This is a genomic window from Ideonella sp. A 288 (genome assembly GCF_002198735.1).
Classification (GTDB): domain Bacteria; phylum Pseudomonadota; class Gammaproteobacteria; order Burkholderiales; family Burkholderiaceae_C; genus Pseudaquabacterium.
The window spans coordinates 18987-36870 of record NZ_MWLO01000064.1 but is presented as its reverse complement, the minus strand read 5'-3'; the positions used below and the strand labels follow the sequence as shown (position 1 = coordinate 36870).

At 71.8% G+C, this 17884-nt stretch carries 17 protein-coding genes; 12 read left to right on the top strand and 5 right to left on the bottom strand.

What is annotated here, in order from left to right; all coding sequences use genetic code 11:
• Positions 1-1589, bottom strand: a 1589-nt coding sequence (locus EOINJALH_RS03980) for a DUF6600 domain-containing protein (RefSeq protein WP_234413650.1), incomplete at its 3' end; no start/stop codon positions are given.
• Between the two features lie 265 nt (positions 1590-1854).
• On the opposite strand from EOINJALH_RS03980, the gene EOINJALH_RS03975 reads away from it, so the two are divergent.
• Positions 1855-3051, top strand: a complete 1197-nt coding sequence (locus tag EOINJALH_RS03975; RefSeq protein WP_088279017.1) for an MFS transporter — start codon at positions 1855-1857, stop codon at positions 3049-3051.
• A 10-nt stretch (positions 3052-3061) separates the two neighbouring features.
• Here EOINJALH_RS03975 and EOINJALH_RS03970 read toward each other — a convergent pair whose 3' ends face one another.
• Entirely contained in the window at positions 3062-4954 is a 1893-nt protein-coding gene (locus EOINJALH_RS03970; RefSeq protein ID WP_158219641.1) for a PAS domain S-box protein, read from the bottom strand.
• A 190-nt stretch (positions 4955-5144) separates the two neighbouring features.
• On the opposite strand from EOINJALH_RS03970, the gene EOINJALH_RS03965 reads away from it, so the two are divergent.
• From EOINJALH_RS03965 to EOINJALH_RS03940, 7 genes are all read left to right on the top strand, one after another.
• Positions 5145-5807 (top strand): 3-oxoacid CoA-transferase subunit A, encoded by a 663-nt coding sequence (locus tag EOINJALH_RS03965; RefSeq protein WP_088279015.1) that lies wholly within the window; start codon positions 5145-5147, stop codon positions 5805-5807.
• The gene (locus tag EOINJALH_RS03960; protein WP_088279014.1) at positions 5800-6453 is read left to right on the top strand and encodes a 3-oxoacid CoA-transferase subunit B; all 654 of its coding nucleotides are present in this window, start codon (positions 5800-5802) and stop codon (positions 6451-6453) included. The genes EOINJALH_RS03965 and EOINJALH_RS03960 overlap by 8 nt, the downstream gene beginning before the upstream one ends.
• A gap of 164 nt (positions 6454-6617) precedes the next feature.
• Positions 6618-8948, top strand: coding sequence for a bifunctional diguanylate cyclase/phosphodiesterase (locus EOINJALH_RS03955; RefSeq protein WP_088279013.1), 2331 nt, complete (start codon positions 6618-6620; stop codon positions 8946-8948).
• A 253-nt stretch (positions 8949-9201) separates the two neighbouring features.
• Positions 9202-9576 carry a hypothetical protein gene (locus EOINJALH_RS03950; protein WP_088279012.1) on the top strand — a complete coding sequence of 125 codons (375 nt, stop codon included), beginning with the start codon at positions 9202-9204 and terminating at the stop codon, positions 9574-9576.
• A 19-nt stretch (positions 9577-9595) separates the two neighbouring features.
• On the top strand, positions 9596-10567 hold the full coding sequence (locus EOINJALH_RS03945; protein ID WP_088279011.1) for a LysR family transcriptional regulator: 972 nt from the start codon (positions 9596-9598) through the stop codon (positions 10565-10567).
• 175 nt (positions 10568-10742) lie between these two features.
• The gene (locus EOINJALH_RS31585; RefSeq protein ID WP_158219640.1) at positions 10743-10913 is read left to right on the top strand and encodes a hypothetical protein; all 171 of its coding nucleotides are present in this window, start codon (positions 10743-10745) and stop codon (positions 10911-10913) included.
• A 44-nt stretch (positions 10914-10957) separates the two neighbouring features.
• The gene (locus EOINJALH_RS03940; protein WP_088279010.1) at positions 10958-11182 is read left to right on the top strand and encodes a hypothetical protein; all 225 of its coding nucleotides are present in this window, start codon (positions 10958-10960) and stop codon (positions 11180-11182) included.
• Between the two features lie 30 nt (positions 11183-11212).
• Here the strand turns inward: EOINJALH_RS03940 and EOINJALH_RS03935 are convergent, their stop codons facing one another.
• Positions 11213-11947, bottom strand: a complete 735-nt coding sequence (locus EOINJALH_RS03935; RefSeq protein WP_234413649.1) for a YebB family permuted papain-like enzyme — start codon at positions 11945-11947, stop codon at positions 11213-11215.
• Positions 11948-12277: 330 nt separating this feature from the next.
• On the opposite strand from EOINJALH_RS03935, the gene EOINJALH_RS03930 reads away from it, so the two are divergent.
• From EOINJALH_RS03930 to EOINJALH_RS03915, 4 genes are all read left to right on the top strand, one after another.
• A complete protein-coding gene (locus EOINJALH_RS03930) occupies positions 12278-13558 on the top strand; it encodes a hypothetical protein (protein ID WP_088279009.1) in 1281 nt (426 codons plus the stop codon).
• 282 nt (positions 13559-13840) lie between these two features.
• Positions 13841-15298: an NCS1 family nucleobase:cation symporter-1 gene (locus tag EOINJALH_RS03925; RefSeq protein ID WP_088279008.1), complete on the top strand. Its 1458-nt coding sequence runs from the start codon at positions 13841-13843 to the stop codon at positions 15296-15298.
• A 92-nt stretch (positions 15299-15390) separates the two neighbouring features.
• Positions 15391-16206, top strand: a complete 816-nt coding sequence (locus tag EOINJALH_RS03920; RefSeq protein WP_088279007.1) for a GntR family transcriptional regulator — start codon at positions 15391-15393, stop codon at positions 16204-16206.
• Between the two features lie 163 nt (positions 16207-16369).
• Entirely contained in the window at positions 16370-16699 is a 330-nt protein-coding gene (locus tag EOINJALH_RS03915; protein WP_234413648.1) for a VWA-like domain-containing protein, read from the top strand.
• A gap of 21 nt (positions 16700-16720) precedes the next feature.
• On the opposite strand, the gene EOINJALH_RS03910 is transcribed toward EOINJALH_RS03915, so the two are convergent.
• Complete coding sequence (locus tag EOINJALH_RS03910) at positions 16721-17188, bottom strand: hypothetical protein (RefSeq protein WP_088279006.1); 468 nt, start codon at positions 17186-17188, stop codon at positions 16721-16723.
• A gap of 218 nt (positions 17189-17406) precedes the next feature.
• Positions 17407-17766 carry a hypothetical protein gene (locus EOINJALH_RS03905; RefSeq protein WP_088279005.1) on the bottom strand — a complete coding sequence of 120 codons (360 nt, stop codon included), beginning with the start codon at positions 17764-17766 and terminating at the stop codon, positions 17407-17409.
• Positions 17767-17884 lie beyond the last annotated feature (118 nt).

The window sequence follows — 17884 nt, the reverse complement described above, 5'->3', positions numbered from 1 at the left end:
GGCAAGGCGGCGCGGGCCGGGCCCTGGGGCGCGGCCACCACGGTCACCCGCGGCGCCGAGGGGGCCGCGGCCGTGGGCATCAGGCGCTTGCGCTCCGCGTCGTCGACGGGTCGGCCCGGCCGGGCCGCCAGCGGCTTCTGCTGCTCGGCGAAGGGCACGGGCGGCGGCGGCGGGGCCGTGCGGGCCACCACGGCCTGAGCGCGGGCCGGCGGTCTGGCGGAGGCGTCCCGGGCGCCGCCGTGCAGGCTCTTCGGCTCGGGTGCGATGGCCGCGACCTGTGCCACGCGTGCGGCCAGGGCATCCTCGCGGGACAGCCTCATCGTGGCCGGGGCCACCGGCCGCGACTGCACGAAGGACTGCACCGGCACGGCCACCACCGCGCCGGCCACCTGCTGGTTGGCGTAGCGCAGGGGGGCGACCGGGCGGCGGGTGTTCACGATCGTCGTCTGCTGGACGATAGTGGTGTTGTAGACGTTGGTGATGATGGTCGGGGCGATCACCGCGTTGCTGCGGTTGACATGGTCGAAGTAGCCGCGGCTCACCGGGTAGGCCGGCCGATAGACCTCGCGCGGTGCCAGCGGGAACCAGCCGACCGCGCCGCCGCCGGTGGCGGCCGCGCCCTGGAAGCCGCTGCCGCCGACGAAGGCCACCAGCGCCGGCGCATACACCGCGCGCTCGCGCGGCGGACCCGGCACCCAGCCCCAGGTGCCGCGGATGTGGGCCCAGCGGCCGTAGTGCGACACGGCAAAGCCCCAGGGGGCGTCGTCGACCCAGGTCCAGCCCCAGGGGTCGATCCAGGTCCAGTGGCCGTCCCGGAACGGTGTCCAGCCGGACGACACGCGGCTGGGCGTCCAGACGTTGCCGTAGTCCGGGTCGGAGCGCCAGTGGCCGTAGGCGTCCAGGTCGTCGTAGCCGACCACCTCGGCCGACACATAGCGGGCGGACGGCGAGGCGGCGAGGCGGCGGTCGCGCTCGCGCGACCAGCGGTCCAGGTCGTCAACGCGCCGGGCCGCCACGTCGTCGTGGTCGGACAAGTCGGTGCCGTGGAAGCGATGGCCGCGCGCCGGCCTGATCGCATACGACGCGCCGTCGCCGAACACCTCGGCCTCGCCGCTGCGCACCAGCACCACCGTCGCGTCGTCGTTGGGATCGACCTCGATGCGGTACTCGCCGGCACGGCGCACCGTGAACGCCAGGTTGGGCGTGTCCACCTCGATGCTCTGCCCCGCCCCCATGCGCCGCACGCGCAGCATCAGCGTGCCTTGCGACAGCATCACCTGCGCGATGCGGTCATCGAGGTTGAGCAGGGTCGCGTCGGTGTCCTCGCCCAGGCGGATCGCGGTGCCGCCCACCTGCAGTTCGGCGCGCGAGGCAGCGTCGGTCCACAGCCGGTCGCCGGTGGTCAGTGGCCGATTGACCGTGGCCTGCACCCAGTCGGATTGGCCGGCCGGTGAGAAGCTCACGGTGCCCTGCAGGTAGCCCAGGCGGCCGGCGCGCAGCGGCGGCTCGGCCGCGGCCGGCCCGGCGAAGGCGATCGACAGGGCGAGGCCTATCCATCGAAGTGTGCGACGGGCGAAGGAGAGGTCCATGGCGTGGCCTTTGTTCTGAGCGCACCGAGGCCGGCCAGAGCGGGCCATCCTCGGCTGATCGACCCATGTGGCAAGGCCACATCGGCCCGAGCGTGCGCATGCGTGTCGCGGCAGCCCCGCGCGGCGGTGCCCGACCAGTGTCGGCAATGCCGCCCGCCCGGCGTGTAGGACCACGCCGCATGTCGAGGCCGGAGGACAGCGCGACCGTCGCCAGCGATCGGCGGATGCCAGGGCCGGTGCGCCGGCGCGCCGATCACAATCGGCCATGCCGCCATCGACCGTCGACCGCCCGCGCATCCCCCGCGGGGTGTGGGTGCTGGGCTTCGTGAGCCTGCTGATGGACATCTCGTCCGAGATGGTGCACAGCCTGCTGCCGCTGTTCCTGGTCGGCACGCTCGGCGTCAGCGTGCTGGCGGTGGGCCTGATCGAGGGCCTGGCCGAGTCGATCGCACTGATCTCGAAGGTGTTCTCGGGCACGCTCAGCGACTACCTGGGCCGGCGCAAGGGCCTGGCCGTGCTGGGCTACGCGATGGGGGCGTTCACCAAGCCGGTGTTCGCCCTGGCCACCGGGGTGGGCGCCGTGGTCGCGGCGCGCTTCATCGACCGCGTCGGCAAGGGCCTGCGCGGCGCGCCGCGCGATGCGTTGATCGCCGACATCACGCCGCCGGCCATCCGCGGCGCGGCGTTCGGGCTGCGCCAGTCGCTCGACACGGTGGGGGCCTTCGTCGGCCCGCTGCTGGCCACCGGCCTGATGCTGCTGTGGGCCAACGACTTCCGGGCGGTGTTCTGGGTGGCGGTGGTGCCGGGGCTGCTGGCGGTGGTGCTGCTGATGGTCGGCGTCCGCGAGCCGGTGCGCGAGCGCACGGGCCCGCCGGTGAACCCGATCCGCCGCGAGGCGCTGTCCCGGCTGGGCGGCGCCTACTGGTGGGTGGTGGCGGTGGGTGCGGTGTTCACGCTGGCGCGCTTCAGCGAGGCCTTCCTGGTGCTGCGGGCCGCGGAAATCGGCGTGCCCGTGGCCTGGGTGCCGCTGGTCATGGTGGCGATGAACCTGGTGTATGCGGCGTCGGCCTATCCGTTCGGCAAGTGGTCCGATTCGGTCAGCCACCGCGCGCTGCTGGCCGGCGGGCTGGTGGTGCTGATCGCCTCGGATCTGGTGCTGGCGCGGGCCTCCGGCTGGGCCGGCCTGGGCCTGGGCGTGGCCCTCTGGGGTGTGCACATGGGCATGACCCAGGGCCTGCTGGCGGCCATGGTGGCCGATACCGCGCCGCCCGATCTGCGTGGCACCGCCTACGGCGTGTTCAACCTGGTCAGCGGCGTGGCCATGCTGGCGTCCAGCGCCATCGCGGGCTTGCTGTGGCACCGCTTCGGCTCGTCGCTCACTTTCTACGTTGGCGCAGGATTCGCCGCGCTGACGCTGCTGGCCATCGCCCGGCCGTCGCCGCTGCGGCGGCCCCGGGGTTGAGTCGGCCCCGTCAATCGGCCGGCGGCGGCGCCGGCACCGTCACCGCCACCGTGGTGCCCCGGCCGGCGTGCGTGTCGATGTGCAGGTGGCCGCCAATGGCGCGCACGCGCTCCTGCATGCCCAGCAGGCCGAAGGACTGCGCCTTGTGGCGGTCGCCGGGCGCCATGCCGTGCCCGTTGTCGTGGATGGTCAGCGTGCACCGGCCATCTGGCAGCTTGGCGATGCGCACCTCGACGGCACTGGCGCGAGAGTGCTTCAGCACATTGTTGAGGGCTTCCTGGGTGATACGGAACAGGCCCGTGGCGATCGCCGGCGCGGCCAGCGCGGCGTCGGCGTCGTCGGTGGGCGCCACCAGCCGGCAGGCGATGCCACTGCGTTGCGAGAACTGCCTGACGAGGGCGTTCAGCGCCGCCACCAGGCCCAGGTCTTCGAGGATCTGCGGGCGCAGGTCGTTGACGATGCGGCGGGTGGACTCGATCGCCGCCGAGGCCAGGTCCATGGCCTCGGCCAGCATGTCCGCCACCGGGCCGCGTTCGGGGGGCAGGCGCCCGCCTACCGCGCCGAGGTTGAGTTGGATGGCGGCCAGCTTCTGCTGCAGGTCGTCGTGCAACTCGAGTGCGATGCGCCGGCGCTCGTTCTCCTGCACGGCATCCTGCGCCGCGATGAGCCGCTGCAGCGCGGCATGCGCGGCGTGGCGCTCGGCCTCGGAGCGCTGGCGCTCGGTGATGTCGCGGTGGATCACCGTGTACAGGTGGTGGCCGCCGACCTGCACGTGCGAGATCGCGGCCTCGACCGAGAACTCCACGCCGTCGGCGCGCACGGCCGAGACATGGCGTTGCGCGCCCATCTGGTGGCCCACATCGGGTCTGTTGCCGAACGCTTCGACCTTGTCGCGGTGCCCGGGCCTGAAACGTGTGGGGATGAAGCGCTCCACTGGCGCCCCGATCAGTTCGTTCAGCGGGCAGCCGAACATCGTCGCAGCGGCCGGGTTGGCCTCGACGATGATCTGCCGCTCGTCGAGGGTGACGATGGCGTCGATGGCCGACTCGAAGATGCCGCGCAGGCGCGCTTCGCTGAGCTTCAGCTCCTGGGCGGTGAGCGCCAGTTCGTCGGTGCGGTGCTGCACCTGCCGGCCCAGTTCCTGGGCGAGCTGATGTCCGGCCGCCAGAGCCTGCTTGTGGCGGGTGATGTCGCGCATGAACCCGACGCGCCGGCCGTCGGTCAGGAACCTGGACCGGACCTCGACCGGCACCGCGGTGCCATCGGGGTGCCGGAAGAGCCATTCCTCGACGTGGCGGACGCCGGTCTGCAGCCGGGCGCGCGCCAGGGGAATGCGCGCCACCTCGGTGGGCCACACCAGGTCTTCGAAGGTCTTGCCCAGGATGTCGCCTGCGGTGCACCCCAGCATCGTGCAGCAGGCTTCGTTGACGTCGCAGAAGCGGCCGTCGGCGTCGGCGACCAGGATGCCCTCGGACGACTGCATGAACAGCTCGCGCAGGTACTCCTCGTTGCGCTTCACTGCGTCCTGCGCCACCTTCAGCGGGCTGACATCGGTCACCTGCACCAGCACGCCGACCACCTGGCCGTCGACGACATCCGGGATGTAGGTGATCAGGGCCTGCCGTGGCTGGCCGTGCGCGTCGCGGACGCCGCGCTCGAAGGTCTGCCCCTGGCCGCGGAAGGCGGCCCGGAACTGCGGTTCGTTGAGTGCATACAACTCGGGCCCCAGCACGTCGCGCAGCGAGGCGCCGACCAGCGTCTCGGGAGCGATGCCGAACCAGTCGGCGTAGGCCCGGTTGCCGAAGCGGCAACGCAGGTCGGTGCCCCAGTACGACAGCATCGACGGCACCCGGTCCAGCAGCAGCCGCTGGTAGTCGGAGGCCTGGCGTGTGGCGGCGGTCATGGTGGGAGGCGACATTATCGCGGGCGAGCAGTGGGCCGGCGATGGGTGGTGCCATTGGCAACGTTGCAGGGGGCAAGTACCGCACATCAGGGTTGACCTGCCGCAAACCTGTGGCTTCTCAGCCTTAAGCCCACCCCGATTCGGACGTTGAATCCGGGGCATCAGCTTCAGGAAGGCGAGGACATCCAAGGTGAGCAAGACCATCAAGGCAGCAGACGCGGTCGCGCGCATCCCCGACGGGGCGGTGCTGATGATCGGCGGATTCATGGGCGTGGGCACGCCGCCCCGTCTGATCGACGAACTGGTGAAGCAGGGCAAGCGCCGCCTCACCGTGATCGCCAACGACACCGCGCGCCCCGGCGTGGGCATCGGCAAGCTGATCGACGCCGGCCTGGTGCGGCGCGTGATCGTCAGCCACATCGGCACCAACCCCGTGACCCAGGCCCGGATGATTTCCGGCGACATCGAGGTGGAACTGGTGCCCCAGGGCACGCTCGCCGAGCGCGTGCGGGCCGGGGGCTTCGGCCTCGGCGGCGTGCTCACCGCCACCGGCGTGGGCACCATCGTGGCCGAGGGCAAGCGCACCGTCGAGATCGACGGCCGCACCTTCCTGATCGAACTGCCGCTGCGGGCCGACTTCGCGCTCGTCAATGCGCGCCAGTCCGACCACATCGGCAACCTGGCCTACGCCCTGACCGCGCGCAACTTCAACCCGCTGATCGCGATGGCGGCCGACGTGGTGCTGGCCGAGCCCCAGGAGATCGTGCCGGTGGGCGTGATCCCGCCCGACGCGGTGATGACCCCCTCGGTCGTCGTCACCCACATCATCGCCAAGGAGTCCGCTCATGGATGACAAGCTGCTGATCGCCTCGCGCGTGGCCCAGGAACTGCGCCCCGGCACGCTGGTCAACCTGGGCATCGGCCTGCCCACGCTGGTGGCCGGCCTGGTGCCGCGCGACGCGCACATCTTTTTCCAGTCCGAGAACGGCATCATCGGCATGCAGTCGGTGCCCGAGCACGGGCTGGAGGACGACGACCTCACCGACGCCGGCGGCCGGCCCATCAGCGCGCTGCCGGGCGCGGCCACCTTCGACAGCGCCATGTCCTTCGGACTGGTGCGCGGCGGCCACCTCGACGTCACCGTGCTGGGCGGCCTGCAGGTCGACCGCAACGGCCGCCTGGCCAACTGGATGGTGCCCGGCAAGATGGTGCCCGGCATGGGCGGCGCGATGGACCTGGTGACTGGCGCGCGGCGCGTCATCGTGGCCATGACGCACACCGCCAAGGGCGAGCACAAGATCGTCGACGAGTGCACGCTGCCGCTCACGTCGATGCGCTGCGTCGACCTCGTCGTCACCGAACTGGCGGTGCTGCGGCCCACGTCCGACGGCATGGTGCTGCAGGAACTGGCCCCCGGCGTCACGGTGGCGCAGGTGCAGGCGGCCACGGGCACCCGGCTGATCGTGCCGGACGTGGTGCCGACCATGGCCTCGGCCTGATCCGCAGCGGCCCCGCGGCCCGCTGCGCCGCCGCCGGCACGAACGGCGGGTCGGCGTGCAATCTGGCGGGTTCGGGGTCCAGTGCGGGTGTGCCACGGCACGCTCTGCGCCCATAGACTGAGCCAGAGGGAAGGGGCGACGCGATCGTGGCGGCGCCGGGCACGATGACGTTCGTCGACGCAGCACAGTTTCGAAGCCTGCGCAGCGCCGTGGCCGACATGTACGGCAATGGCGACCGCGATGCCGCGCTGCTGCGCGGTGCCCACCTGCGCGAGGTGGTGCGCCTCACACCCTATGCACTGGCCTGCCACATGGGCAGCGCCGTGCTCGTGGTCTGGTCCTTCACCCCGGGGGCACCGCCCGGGCTGTGGCTGTGGCTGGCGGTGCTGCTGGTGCTGTCCGGCCTGGGCCTGCGGGCCTGGTGGCGGCAGGCACGGCGGCCGCGCGACACGGTGTCGGTGCGCGCGGTGCACCGCGCCACCCTGCATGCCGCCTTCCTGGCGGGGCTCTGGACCGTGCCGCTGCTGCTGTGGTTCCCGACGGCCGCGCCGGCGCAGCAGATGGTGGTGGCCACGCTGGTCACCGGCATGATCGGTGCCGGCAGCTTCATGCTCAGCACGCTGCCGCTGGCCAGCATGGCCTACGTCGGTGTGTTCTCGCTGTCGGCGCTGGGCGCGCTGTGGCGGGCCGGCGATCCGGACCTGGCCGCGTTGGCCGCGCTGATCGGGCTCTACTCTCCGATGGTCGTGATCGGCTCGCTGTCGGCCTGGGGCAAGGCCACTGCGCTGATCCGGGCCCAGGCGCGCTCGGCCCAGCAGGAGCGCACGCTGGCGGTGCTGCTGCACGACTTCGAGCAGCATGCCGACGAGGCCCTGTGGGAGGTTGGCGTCGATGGCCGGCTGCGGCACCTGTCGCCGCGTCTGGCCGAGCTGCTGGGCGTCGGCGAGGACGACATCCGCGCCGGCACCCTGCTGGCCCTGCTGGAGCCCAGGGCCCACGACGGCCTGGCCGCGCTGCGCCTGGCGTTCGATGCCGGGCGACCGTTCCGCAACCTGCAGCTCACCCTGCGCACCGATGCCGCGCCGCGGCACCTGGCCATCAATGGCAAGCGCCTGGTCGACGACGAGGGGCAGACGCTGGGCTGGCGCGGCGTGCTGGCCGATGTCACCGAAAAGCTCGAGGGCGAGCGCCAGCTGCGCCGACTGGCGCACACCGATTCGCTCACCGGTCTGGCCAATCGCTTCATGCTGCGCGATGCGCTGGCCGAGGTGGTGCACGGCGACCGCAGCGCGGCGCTGCTGTTGATCGACCTGGACCACTTCAAGACGGTGAACGACAGCATGGGCCACAGCGCCGGCGACGATGTGCTGAAGGCCGTCGCGCAGCGCCTGCGCGCCTGTGTGCGCCCCGACGACCTGGTGGCCCGGCTGGGTGGAGACGAGTTCGCGGTGCTGATGCGCCACGTGGGCGAGGCGCCCGACGCCGCCACGATGGCCCAGCGCCTGGTCGACGCGCTGTCACTGCCGGTGGAGCTGTCGTCGCGGCGGCTGCGCGTCGGGGCCAGCGTGGGCGTGGCCGCCAGCGACGACGCAACGCTGGGCGTCGACGAGTGGCTGGCGCGATCGGACACCGCGCTCTACGCGGCGAAGGAGTCGGGCCGCGGCCGCTTCGCGGTGTATGCGCCCCACCTGGGCGAACGCAGCCGTCGCCGCCTGGCGATCGAGCAGGGCCTGCGGCAGGCCCTCGAGCGCGGCCAGTTGGCGCTGCACTGGCAGCCCAAGGTCGACATCGCCGACTGGCGCATCGCCGGCGCCGAGGCGCTGATGCGCTGGGAGCATCCCGTGCTGGGGCGCGTGCCCCCTGGCGAGTTCATCGGCGTGGCCGAGCAGTGCGGCCTGATCGACGAACTCGGCCGTTGGGCCCTGCGCGAGGCCTGCCGCGCCGCGGCCGGCCCCTTGGCGGGCCTGACGGTGTCGGTCAACGTGTCGCCGCTGCAGTTGCGCGAATCTCAGTTCGTCGCCCAGGTGCGCGACACCCTGCGCGAATGTCGCCTGCCGCCGTCGCGGCTGGAACTGGAGATCACCGAATCGGTGTTCATCGACGACGCCGACGGCGCGCTCGAGAAACTGCACACGCTGCGCGGCCTGGGCGTGCGCGTGGCGCTCGACGATTTCGGCACCGGCTACTCGTCGCTGGCCTACCTGCGCCGTTTCCCGTTCGACACGTTGAAGATCGACCGCGCCTTCGTCAGCGAGGTGCTGGTGCAGCCCGATGCCCGCGCCATCGTGCAGATGATCTCGCACCTGGCCACAACCCTGGGCATGCGCACGGTGTGCGAGGGCGTTGAATCGGCGCTGCAACTCGAGGCCGTGGCCCGGGCCGGCTGCCACGAGATGCAGGGCTACCTGGTGTCGCCGGCGGTGCCGCTGCCCGAGTTCCTGCGCCTGCAGCGCGGTTGGCAGCACGAATCGTCGGTGCTGAGCGCGGTGCACTGAGCACGGCGCACTGGGCGTGGTGCGCAGGGCGTGGTGCACCGAGCGGTCGGCGACGGGCGCGGCGGCGGCATCGGTCGCCGGGCGGCATGGCCGGCCGCAGGGTCTTGGCGGCGACTGGTCGCGCGGCGCGTTGTGTATCCTGCCGACTCCGCCCCTGGTCGCCCCAACCTCGCCCACACGCATGACCCACCCCGCCTCCAGCCCCGCAGGTCCCTCTGGCACGTCCGGCCCCTCGCCCCGCTGGCGCCGCACCTTGTTCACCCTCATCGCCCTCGGTGCCATCGTGGCGCTGATCTGGCGGCAGTTGCCCAGCGGCGCCTACCCGACCGACCTGACGCGCATCGGCCAGGGTCGCCCGGCCGTGGTGCTGGCCCACGATTCCAACCACACCGGCGGCTTTGCGGTGATGGAATTGATGAACGCCGTCCGCGGCGACCATGACGGGCAGGTGGAGTTCCTGGTGGCCCACCTGGGCCTGGCGGAAGGCAAGGCGTTTGCCAGCCGCCACGGCGCCCGCGACGGCATCGTGCTGCTGTTCGACGGCCAGGGCAAGCGCGTGGGCGCGCTCGACCAGCCGCAGACCACCGACGAGCTGCGCCAGGCCATGGCCAGCGCCTTCGGGCGCTAGGGCTCGGCCGGTCGGCGCCATGATCGCTCGCCCGACCAACTTCCGCACGCTCGACCTGAACCTGCTCAAGGTCTTCGATGCGGTGATGGTCGAACGCAACGTCACCCGCGCCGCCGATCACCTGGCGATGACGCAACCGGCGGTGAGCAATGCGCTGCGCCGGCTGCGCGAGGCCACGCACGAGGATCTGTTCGTGCCGACCTCGACCGGCGTGGTGCCCACCGCCCATGCGCAGGCGCTGTGGCCCACCGTCCGCGGCGCGCTGCAGCAGTTGCAGGAGGCCTTCGCGCCGCAGGGCTTCGACGCCGGCCACGACGAGCGCAGCTTCACGCTGGCGATGGCCGACGCCACGGCGGCGTTGTTCGTGCCGGCGCTGGCGGCTGCGCTGCAGCGCGAGCAGGCGCAGGTGAGGCTGCGCATCGCGGGCCTGAGCACGCGCGACCCGCGGCCGATGCTCGAGCATGGCGAGGCCGACGTCGCGGTCGGCTTCTTTCCCGATGTGCGCGCGGCGCTGGCGGCCGAGGGCGACGCCGGGCTGGTGTGCCTGGAGTCGCTCTACACCTGCCGCTACGTGTGCGTGATGCGCCACGACCACCCGCTGGCGGCGGAGGGCGCGCTGAGCCTGGACGGGTTCTGTGGCGCGCAGCACCTGCGCGTGAGCTTTGCCGGCCGGCCGCGGGGCTTCGTCGACGAGGCCCTGGCGCGGCTGGGCCGAGAGCGGCGCGTGGCGATCACGGTGGGCCAGTTCTCCACCGCCGGGGCCACGGTGCAGCGGTCCGACCTGCTGACGGTGCTGCCGCTCAGCTTCGTGCCGGCCATCGGCTTCGCGTCGCGGCTGGCGGTTCGGCCACTGCCGTTCGATCTGCTGCCCATCGACGTCGGGATGCTGTGGCACCGGCGGCACGAGCGCGACCCGGCGCAGCGCTGGTTGCGCGACATGCTCGCGCGCGTGGCCGCCGAGGTCGCGGCCGACGTGGTGCGGGCACAGTAGCGCCGCGGTGGCGCCGCCGCGGCAGCACCCCTGCCCGGCGCGGGCAGGCAACGCGGGGCATTCGCCGGCTTGATGGCCGCATTCAGCGTCGCAATTTCCACGGACATCGGGTTTACCCTAGTATTCGCTGGCGAGAGGCCGTGGGGCCTCGTTCATCCGAATCCGGGAGTTCCCAATGCCTGCATCGAATCCGATGTTCATCGTGCCGCCGACCGTGGCAGCGCCGCGCGGCGCCCTCTGGGCGGCCGCCATCGCGGTGTCGGTTGTCGAAGGCTTGCGCTGGGTGCGCCGGCACGCACACGTGGTCACGGCGCCGTCGGCGCCGTCGACACGCGCCCACGGTTGATGGTCCCCGCGAAGCACGCACCCTCTCACACCAGGGCGGCGTCGATGGTCACCTTCATGGCCCTGCAGTCCTGGCAAGGCCTGTGGCGCCGCATCGCCCCGGGCGACGGGCTTCGGCGCATGGGCCGGTCGCTGTGGAATGGCCTGGAACGGCACGGCCGCCTGCACGCCGCGCGCGAATTGCAGGTGCTGGCCCAGAACTGCGAATCCACCGACCCGGCACGGGCGCGGCGGCTGCGCGAGGCCATCGCCTACATGGTCATCCCCTGAAGGTCGGCGCGGCCTGAGGGCTTGCGCCGCTCAGTCCGACCGCCCTGCGCGGCGGGCGGCCACCCGGCCGTCGAACACCGCCACCAGCCGAGGGCTGTGCAGCACGCTGGCCGGCGTCACCGTCTCGCGTTGCCACGGGATGCTGCCAAGGTACCAGAGCGTCCAGAAGCGCTGGTCGGCCTCGGGATGGCGCTCGAGCAACTGGCCGAAGGTCTCGACCTCGCCGACCTGCACGCCGGTGGCCTCGGCCAGCACCTCGCGCACGAAGCGCGAACAGAACTGCCGGCGCGAGTGCAGGTCGAAGCCGGTGTCGTACCATGTGCCCAGGCGGCGCTGCGCCGCCTCGGCCACCCGCCGCTGCTGGTCGGTCGACAATGGCGCCGCCGAGGGCGCCACCGCCACGCGCCCGTCCTGAGATCGACCCGCAAAGCGTGACAGCGGCGTCAGCCGCGACCACGGCACCGTGCTCTCGGCGATCACCGGTTCGGCGCCCGTGGTGTCCACCACGACGCCGACATGGTTGGTCCATGACCCGGTGGCTGCAGCCACCTCCACGAACGGCCGCGCCCCGACGCGGATGAACACGAGGTCGCCCACCGCCAGGCGGGGCGTGAGCTCGGCCAGCGTGGCCGAGGCCGCCGCGGCGCCGCTGGCCGCGGGCTCGGCGCCGGTCGCGCCGGCCGGCATCTGCAGCACGGCGAGCGCGGCCAGCGTGGCGGTCAGCACGCGAAGCCGCGCGGCGGAGCGGTGGGGGTGGCGGGTCATCGTGGGGTTCTCCTGCAGTGGGGTGGCGATGGACGCCAGCTTGGCAGAAGGTATCGAATGACGCGACCCATCCTCGCATTGTTCCCGCCGGCTGAACCCGAGGTATCGAATGGTGATACGTATTGGTCGCGGTGGCGCTCGGCCGACCTGGCCGCCGCCATGGCGGTTGACTCGTATCAAGCCCGAACCGGCGTGCTCTGTCGACGCTGAGCCGCCCCGCCAGAGGGTGGCCAAGGAGGCATCCCCTGGGAGGGACGCCGCCGCCCCTCGGGCGCATCGGCGTGTGCATGGCCGCGCGATGCGCCCAACCACCCCATGCAGGAGCAGTCAATGAAGCAGTACCCCCACGCATCGCTCGCCGGTGCCCTGGTTCTCATGTCCGGTGCCGCCACCGCGGACATCGCGTTGAAACTCGGTCCGGTCGATCCGGTCAGCCATTTCCCGGCCTATGTGGCCGACGTCGGCCGCGTTGCCGTGCAGCCCTGCCTGGATGGCGACGGGACCACCGGCCCCTGCCGCTTCGAACCCGCCGGCGCCTTGCCCGGCAACCTGTGGGCCGCGACCGTGGGCTTCGGCGCCGAGGCGGCCTACAGCCTGGCGCAGGCGACCCTGGTGATGCCCAGCGGCCGCCGGGCCGAATTGACGCTCGGCCTGATGGCCGGCTATCGCCCGAACGTGGTGGCCGACGGCAACCAGCAGGTCTTCAGCCGCCTGGCGTACCGGATCCAGGTGCCGGGGCCGGGCGTGTACAAGGTGTTCCATCCGTACATGGCTTTCCCCGCCTGCCTGCCCGATGTCCACCTCGTGCCGGTGGGGGGGCTGCCCGTGATCAACCACCGCGCCGAGGTCGGCGGCGGCTCGCCCTTCAGGGCGCTGGTGGCGGGCGCCACGGGCAACGTGCTGCGCTGGGATCCGGCCGTGCCGCCGCTGGCCCCGGCGGGCTACGTGGGCGATCCGCAGGTCACCCACACGATCACCGGCAGCGCGTGCAACGTCCACGCCTTCCGGATCGAGGGCCCGAACATCGCCGGTCCGGGCCTGTCGGTGGCCTCGACGGCGCAGTTCAGCGTCTCCGGCAAGCTCTACACCGCGGCAGCCACCGCGCCGGTGCTGGCGGTCGACCGCGCCACCTACGACCGCACCGGCAACATCACGCGGCTCAACGTCTTCGCACGCGCCGATGCGTCGGCCACGGTGACGATGCAGCCGGTGACCGGCCTGACGCCGGCCGCGACGCTGACGCCGGATGGCGCGGGCAACTTCTTCGTGCAACTGTCGGCGGCCACGTCGCCACCGCAGAGCCTGACGCTGACCACCAACCCGGCGCTGCCATCGGCGTCGTTGACGGTGCCGGTGACGGACCAGGTGAACGTGGTGTCGGCGATCTACAACCCGACGCTGCGCGCGCTGGAGGTGCGCGCCACCTCGAGCGACAAGGGCGTGCCGCCGACGCTCACCGCCCAGGTCGGCGATGCGCCGCCGCTGGCGATGGTGCGCCAGGCCACCACCGGCGAGTACCTCGCCACGCTGTCCAAGGTGGCCGCCCCGCCGCCGTCGGTGACGGTGGTGTCCAGCAAGGGCGGCAGGGACGTGCGCGGCCTGCGCGACTGACGGGCGTGCCGATGCCGAGCGGGCCACCGGGCCCGCTCGATGAATGGCACCTCGCGCCCCGCGCTCGAACCGGAGCGGCCCCCCCCGGAGGGCACCCGGGCACCCGCCGCCCGGGTGCAACAGCTTTGCCGAAACCACCACCAATCGCTGCGGGTTAACCCGCGCAGCCCATCAGGTCTATTTGCGCACAATCTTGTATATCAGTTTGCGTGCCAACAGCCGTGAACTGTCCACCGACCACGGCCGGTGCAGGCCCCCCGCACCCATCACAGGAGTCGCCGCATGGACATCCGCAACCCTTCACCCGGCCTCTACAACGAGGACCTCGCCCCTGCCAAGGAGCGCAACTGGGGTGCCTTCAGCATCTTCAACGTCTGGACCTCGGACGTGCACAGCCTGTGGGGCTACTACCTCGCGGCCAGCCTTTTCCTGCTGTGCGGCAGCTTCACCAACTTCGTGATCGCCATCGGCCTGGGCTCGCTGGTGATCTTCGTGCTGATGAACCTGATCGGCTACGCCGGCGAGAAGACCGGCGTGCCCTACCCGGTGCTGGCCCGCGCCTCGTTCGGCGTCTGGGGTGCCAACCTGGCGGCGCTGGTGCGCGCGGTGGTGGCCTGCTTCTGGTACGGCGCACAGACGGCCGCCGCGTCAGGGGCGATGGTGGCGCTGCTGGTGCGCAGCCCGGCCATGCTCGACTTCCACAAGAACGTGCACTTCCTCGGCCACTCGGGGCTCGAGGTGGTGTGCTACGTGGTCATCTGGGCGCTGCAGTTGCTGATCATCCAGAAGGGCATGGAGACGGTGCGCAAGTTCCAGGACTGGGCCGGGCCGGCGGTGTGGGTGGCGATGCTGGTGCTGGCCATCGGGCTGTGCGTCAAGGCCGGTGGCTTCTCGTTCGACCACGGCATCCCGATGGACGTGCTGCTGGCCAAGACCAAGGACGCCGGGGTCAGCGGCGAGCCCGGCTCGTTCTGGGCGCTGATGGCGGTGGGGGCCACCTGGGTCACCTACTTCGCGGCGCTGTACCTCAACTTCTGCGATTTCTCGCGCTACGCCAAGGACAAGGACGCGGTGCGCAAGGGCAACCTGTGGGGCCTGCCGGTGAACCTGATCGCGTTCTCGCTGGTGGCCGGCGTCACCACCATCGCCGCCTTCAAGGTGTACGGCGAGGTGCTGCTGCACCCCGAGCAGATCTCGGCCAAGTTCGACAGCTGGGTGCTGGCGCTGATCGCCGCGCTGACCTTTGCGGTGGCCACGCTGGGCATCAACGTGGTGGCGAACTTCGTGTCGGCCGCGTTCGACATCTCCAACGTCTTCCCGAAGGCGATCGACTTCAAGAAGGGCGGCTACATCGCCGCGGCCATCGCGCTGGTGCTCTACCCCTTCGCGCCGTGGGAGGGCAACGCCGCGCACTTCGTCAACGCCATCGGTGCGACGATGGGCCCGCTGCTGGGCATCATCCTGGTCGACTACTACCTGGTCGCCAAGGGCCAGATCAACGTGCAGGCGCTGTACCAGGAGCACGGCGAATACCGCTACGAAGGCGGCTGGAACGTCAATGCGCTGGTGGCCACCGGCATCGGCTCGGTGTTCTCGACGATCCTGCCCAACTTCACCAGCCTGCTGCCGGCCTGGTGGAACACCTACGGCTGGTTCTTTGGCGTGGCCATCGGCGGCGGCGTGTACCTGGTGATGGCCACGCTGCGGCCGCGCACCGTGGCCACGCTGCAGCGGGCCTGACCGGTGGGCCGGGCGGAGCCAGGTCAAGGGCGCCCCGGCCGCGCTCGCCGACAATCGCACCATCCCCCTCCTTTCGAGAGTCAGGCGCCGCGATGGTCACCAAGGCCGAGATTGCCGAACGCATCGTCCAGTCGATCCTGGCCCGCAAGATCCGCCCCGGCGAGCGGCTTGGCGAGCAGGAACTGGCCGACCTGTTCGGCGTCAGCCGCACCCTGGTGCGCGAGGCGCTGATGCAGTTGCAGGCGCGCGGCTTCGTGGCGGTGCGCTCGCGCGTCGGCTGGTACGTGGTGGAGCCCTCGTTCGAGGAGGCACGCGAAACCTATGCCGCGCGCCGCGTCGTCGAGACCGGCATGCTGCGCGACGCCGGCCGGCCGCTGCAGGCGGCGCTGCGCACGCTGCGCCAGCACGTGGCCCGCGAGCGCGAGGTCATCCAGCACGGCGATGCCGGCGCACGCAGCGTCGAGCTGGCCGATTTCCACGTCTGCCTGGCCGAGTGTCTGGGCAACCGCATCCTCACCGCGATGATGGTCGATCTGTCGGCGCGCACCACGCTGGTGTCGGCGCTGTACCAGTCGCAGACCGAGGCGCAGGGCAGCAACGACGACCACGCCGCCATCGTCGAGGCGCTGGCCGTCGGCGACAACGCCCGCGCCGAAGCGCTGATGCGCGACCACATCGACGGCCTGGCCGCGCGCCTGGACGAGACACTGGCCGGTGCCGGCAGTGCCAGCGACCGGTTGCGCGCGGCGCTGACCGAGCCCCAGCCGGCCAGGCCGCCGGTGGCGAGCGGGGCGCAGCCGGCGCCGGCACCGAGCGCCGCGACAGGGAAGGCCGCGACCAGGAAAGCCGCGCCGACGAAGGCCGCGCGCAGGCGCGTCGCGCCGGCGGCGGGGTCGCCCCGCCGCTGAAGCACCTCCGAACCCCCGACCCGGCGGCAACCGCCGCCGAGGTCCAGGCTGGCCTTCAAGCCGATCGACCACCCCGGCGCATGCCCTTCGAGCCCGGGCTCAGCCCGGCCCGGGCGGCGCCGCCGCTGGTGGTGGATGGTCGGGCTCGATCGACGACGCGCTGATGGACCGCTGCCCGGCCGAGATCGAGGCCATCACGCGCCGGCTCGAGGCCGGCGTCACGCTGGTCATCGGCGACCAGCAGGTGCGCCGCGTGCAGCGCTTCGAGCCCGGCCGGTGCGACCTGCGCGCGATCGAGTTCCACAGTGGCGGCGGCACCGACTTCACGCCGATGCTGGAGGAGGCCGACCGGCACGACCCCGATCTCACCGTGGTGCTCACCGACCTCGAGGGGCCGGCGCGTTACCGGCGGCGCGCGCCGGTGCTGTGGGCCGTGACCGGAGCCAAGGGGGCGGCGGTGCAGCCCTTCGGCCGCAAGCTCACGCTGTCGTGAGGCTCACCGCCCCGAAAGGGCTCAGGCGCCCGGCTCCTCCGAGGTCATGAAGGGCTGCGCGTCCATCGACGCAGCCAGTTGCTGCAGTTCCTTCAGCACCGAGCCGCGCACGGCCTCCTGGCCAGAGGCGCCGATGAAGTGTGCGGCCGCCATCTTCGGGAAGTGCCCGCCCATCCACCGGCTGGTGGCGGCGATGGCCGCATCGCTGCCGCCGCTGCCGAAGGACACCGACATCAGGTCATGCGGGTCGTAGTGGATGGCCACCGTGCCCGGCTCCGGCTTGTGGCGGACCGTCGGCCGGTCGGTCCATTTCAGGCGGGCCAGCAGTTGCACCTCGCCCTTGCGCCCCTTGGGGGTGTTGAACACCCACAGGAAGTCCGGATAGCCATCGGCGAATTCCTTCAGCTTGTCGGGGGTCGACTTGAAGTGGCCGATGCGGCCCGCCTTCATGTCGGCGTCGTGGTTCTTCCAGTAGCAAAGGACGTCCATGCGGGTCAACCACTCTTTCAAATAGACAGGAAGGCGATGCGGCCAGATCGGGCGTGCTGCACCAGGGGTGCGCCGCTTTCCCCGGGGGGTCGGTCGTGCGCCAGCCCCCATTTTGCGCCCTGCGCTGGTGCGGGCGCTTGGCCGGCTGTTTGGCTGGTCGCCGCAGCACAGTTGTCGACGCCGGGACAGGCGCCGGGCCGCGCCTGGCAACTGCGGTCTCAGTCCCACAACTGAACGTTGGTGCAGGCCGTGAACCCACCGACCGCGAGCTTGCCATGGGCCCGGTGGACCTTGAGGGCTTCGAACGGGGCGTCGTCGCCCAACTGGAAGCCGAAGGACTGCACGCTGCGGCGCGACAGCGCCTCGACCCGGTGTGTCCCGGTTGGCCATTCGCAGGCCAGGGGCTCGCAGCGCCAGGGTTCGCAGGGCTTCATCTGCCAGTTGCCGACGCCCCAACCGTTCAGCCGCAGCATCGTGTCGCCCAGATGGGCCCCGACGCTGTCGGTCTTCTCGCCGCTGGACGTCGTGCCCTTGACCCGCATCAGCGGGTACAGGTACGCCGGGCTGGTGCGGTGCATCAGAGCCCGCCAGTGCCACGACGCCGAGGACCTCAGCCCGAGGCCCGCAGGCCTCGTTGCGCGTGCTCAACGACCCTGGCGGCGGCGCCTTGTCGCGTATGGACCGTCCGGCCGCGGC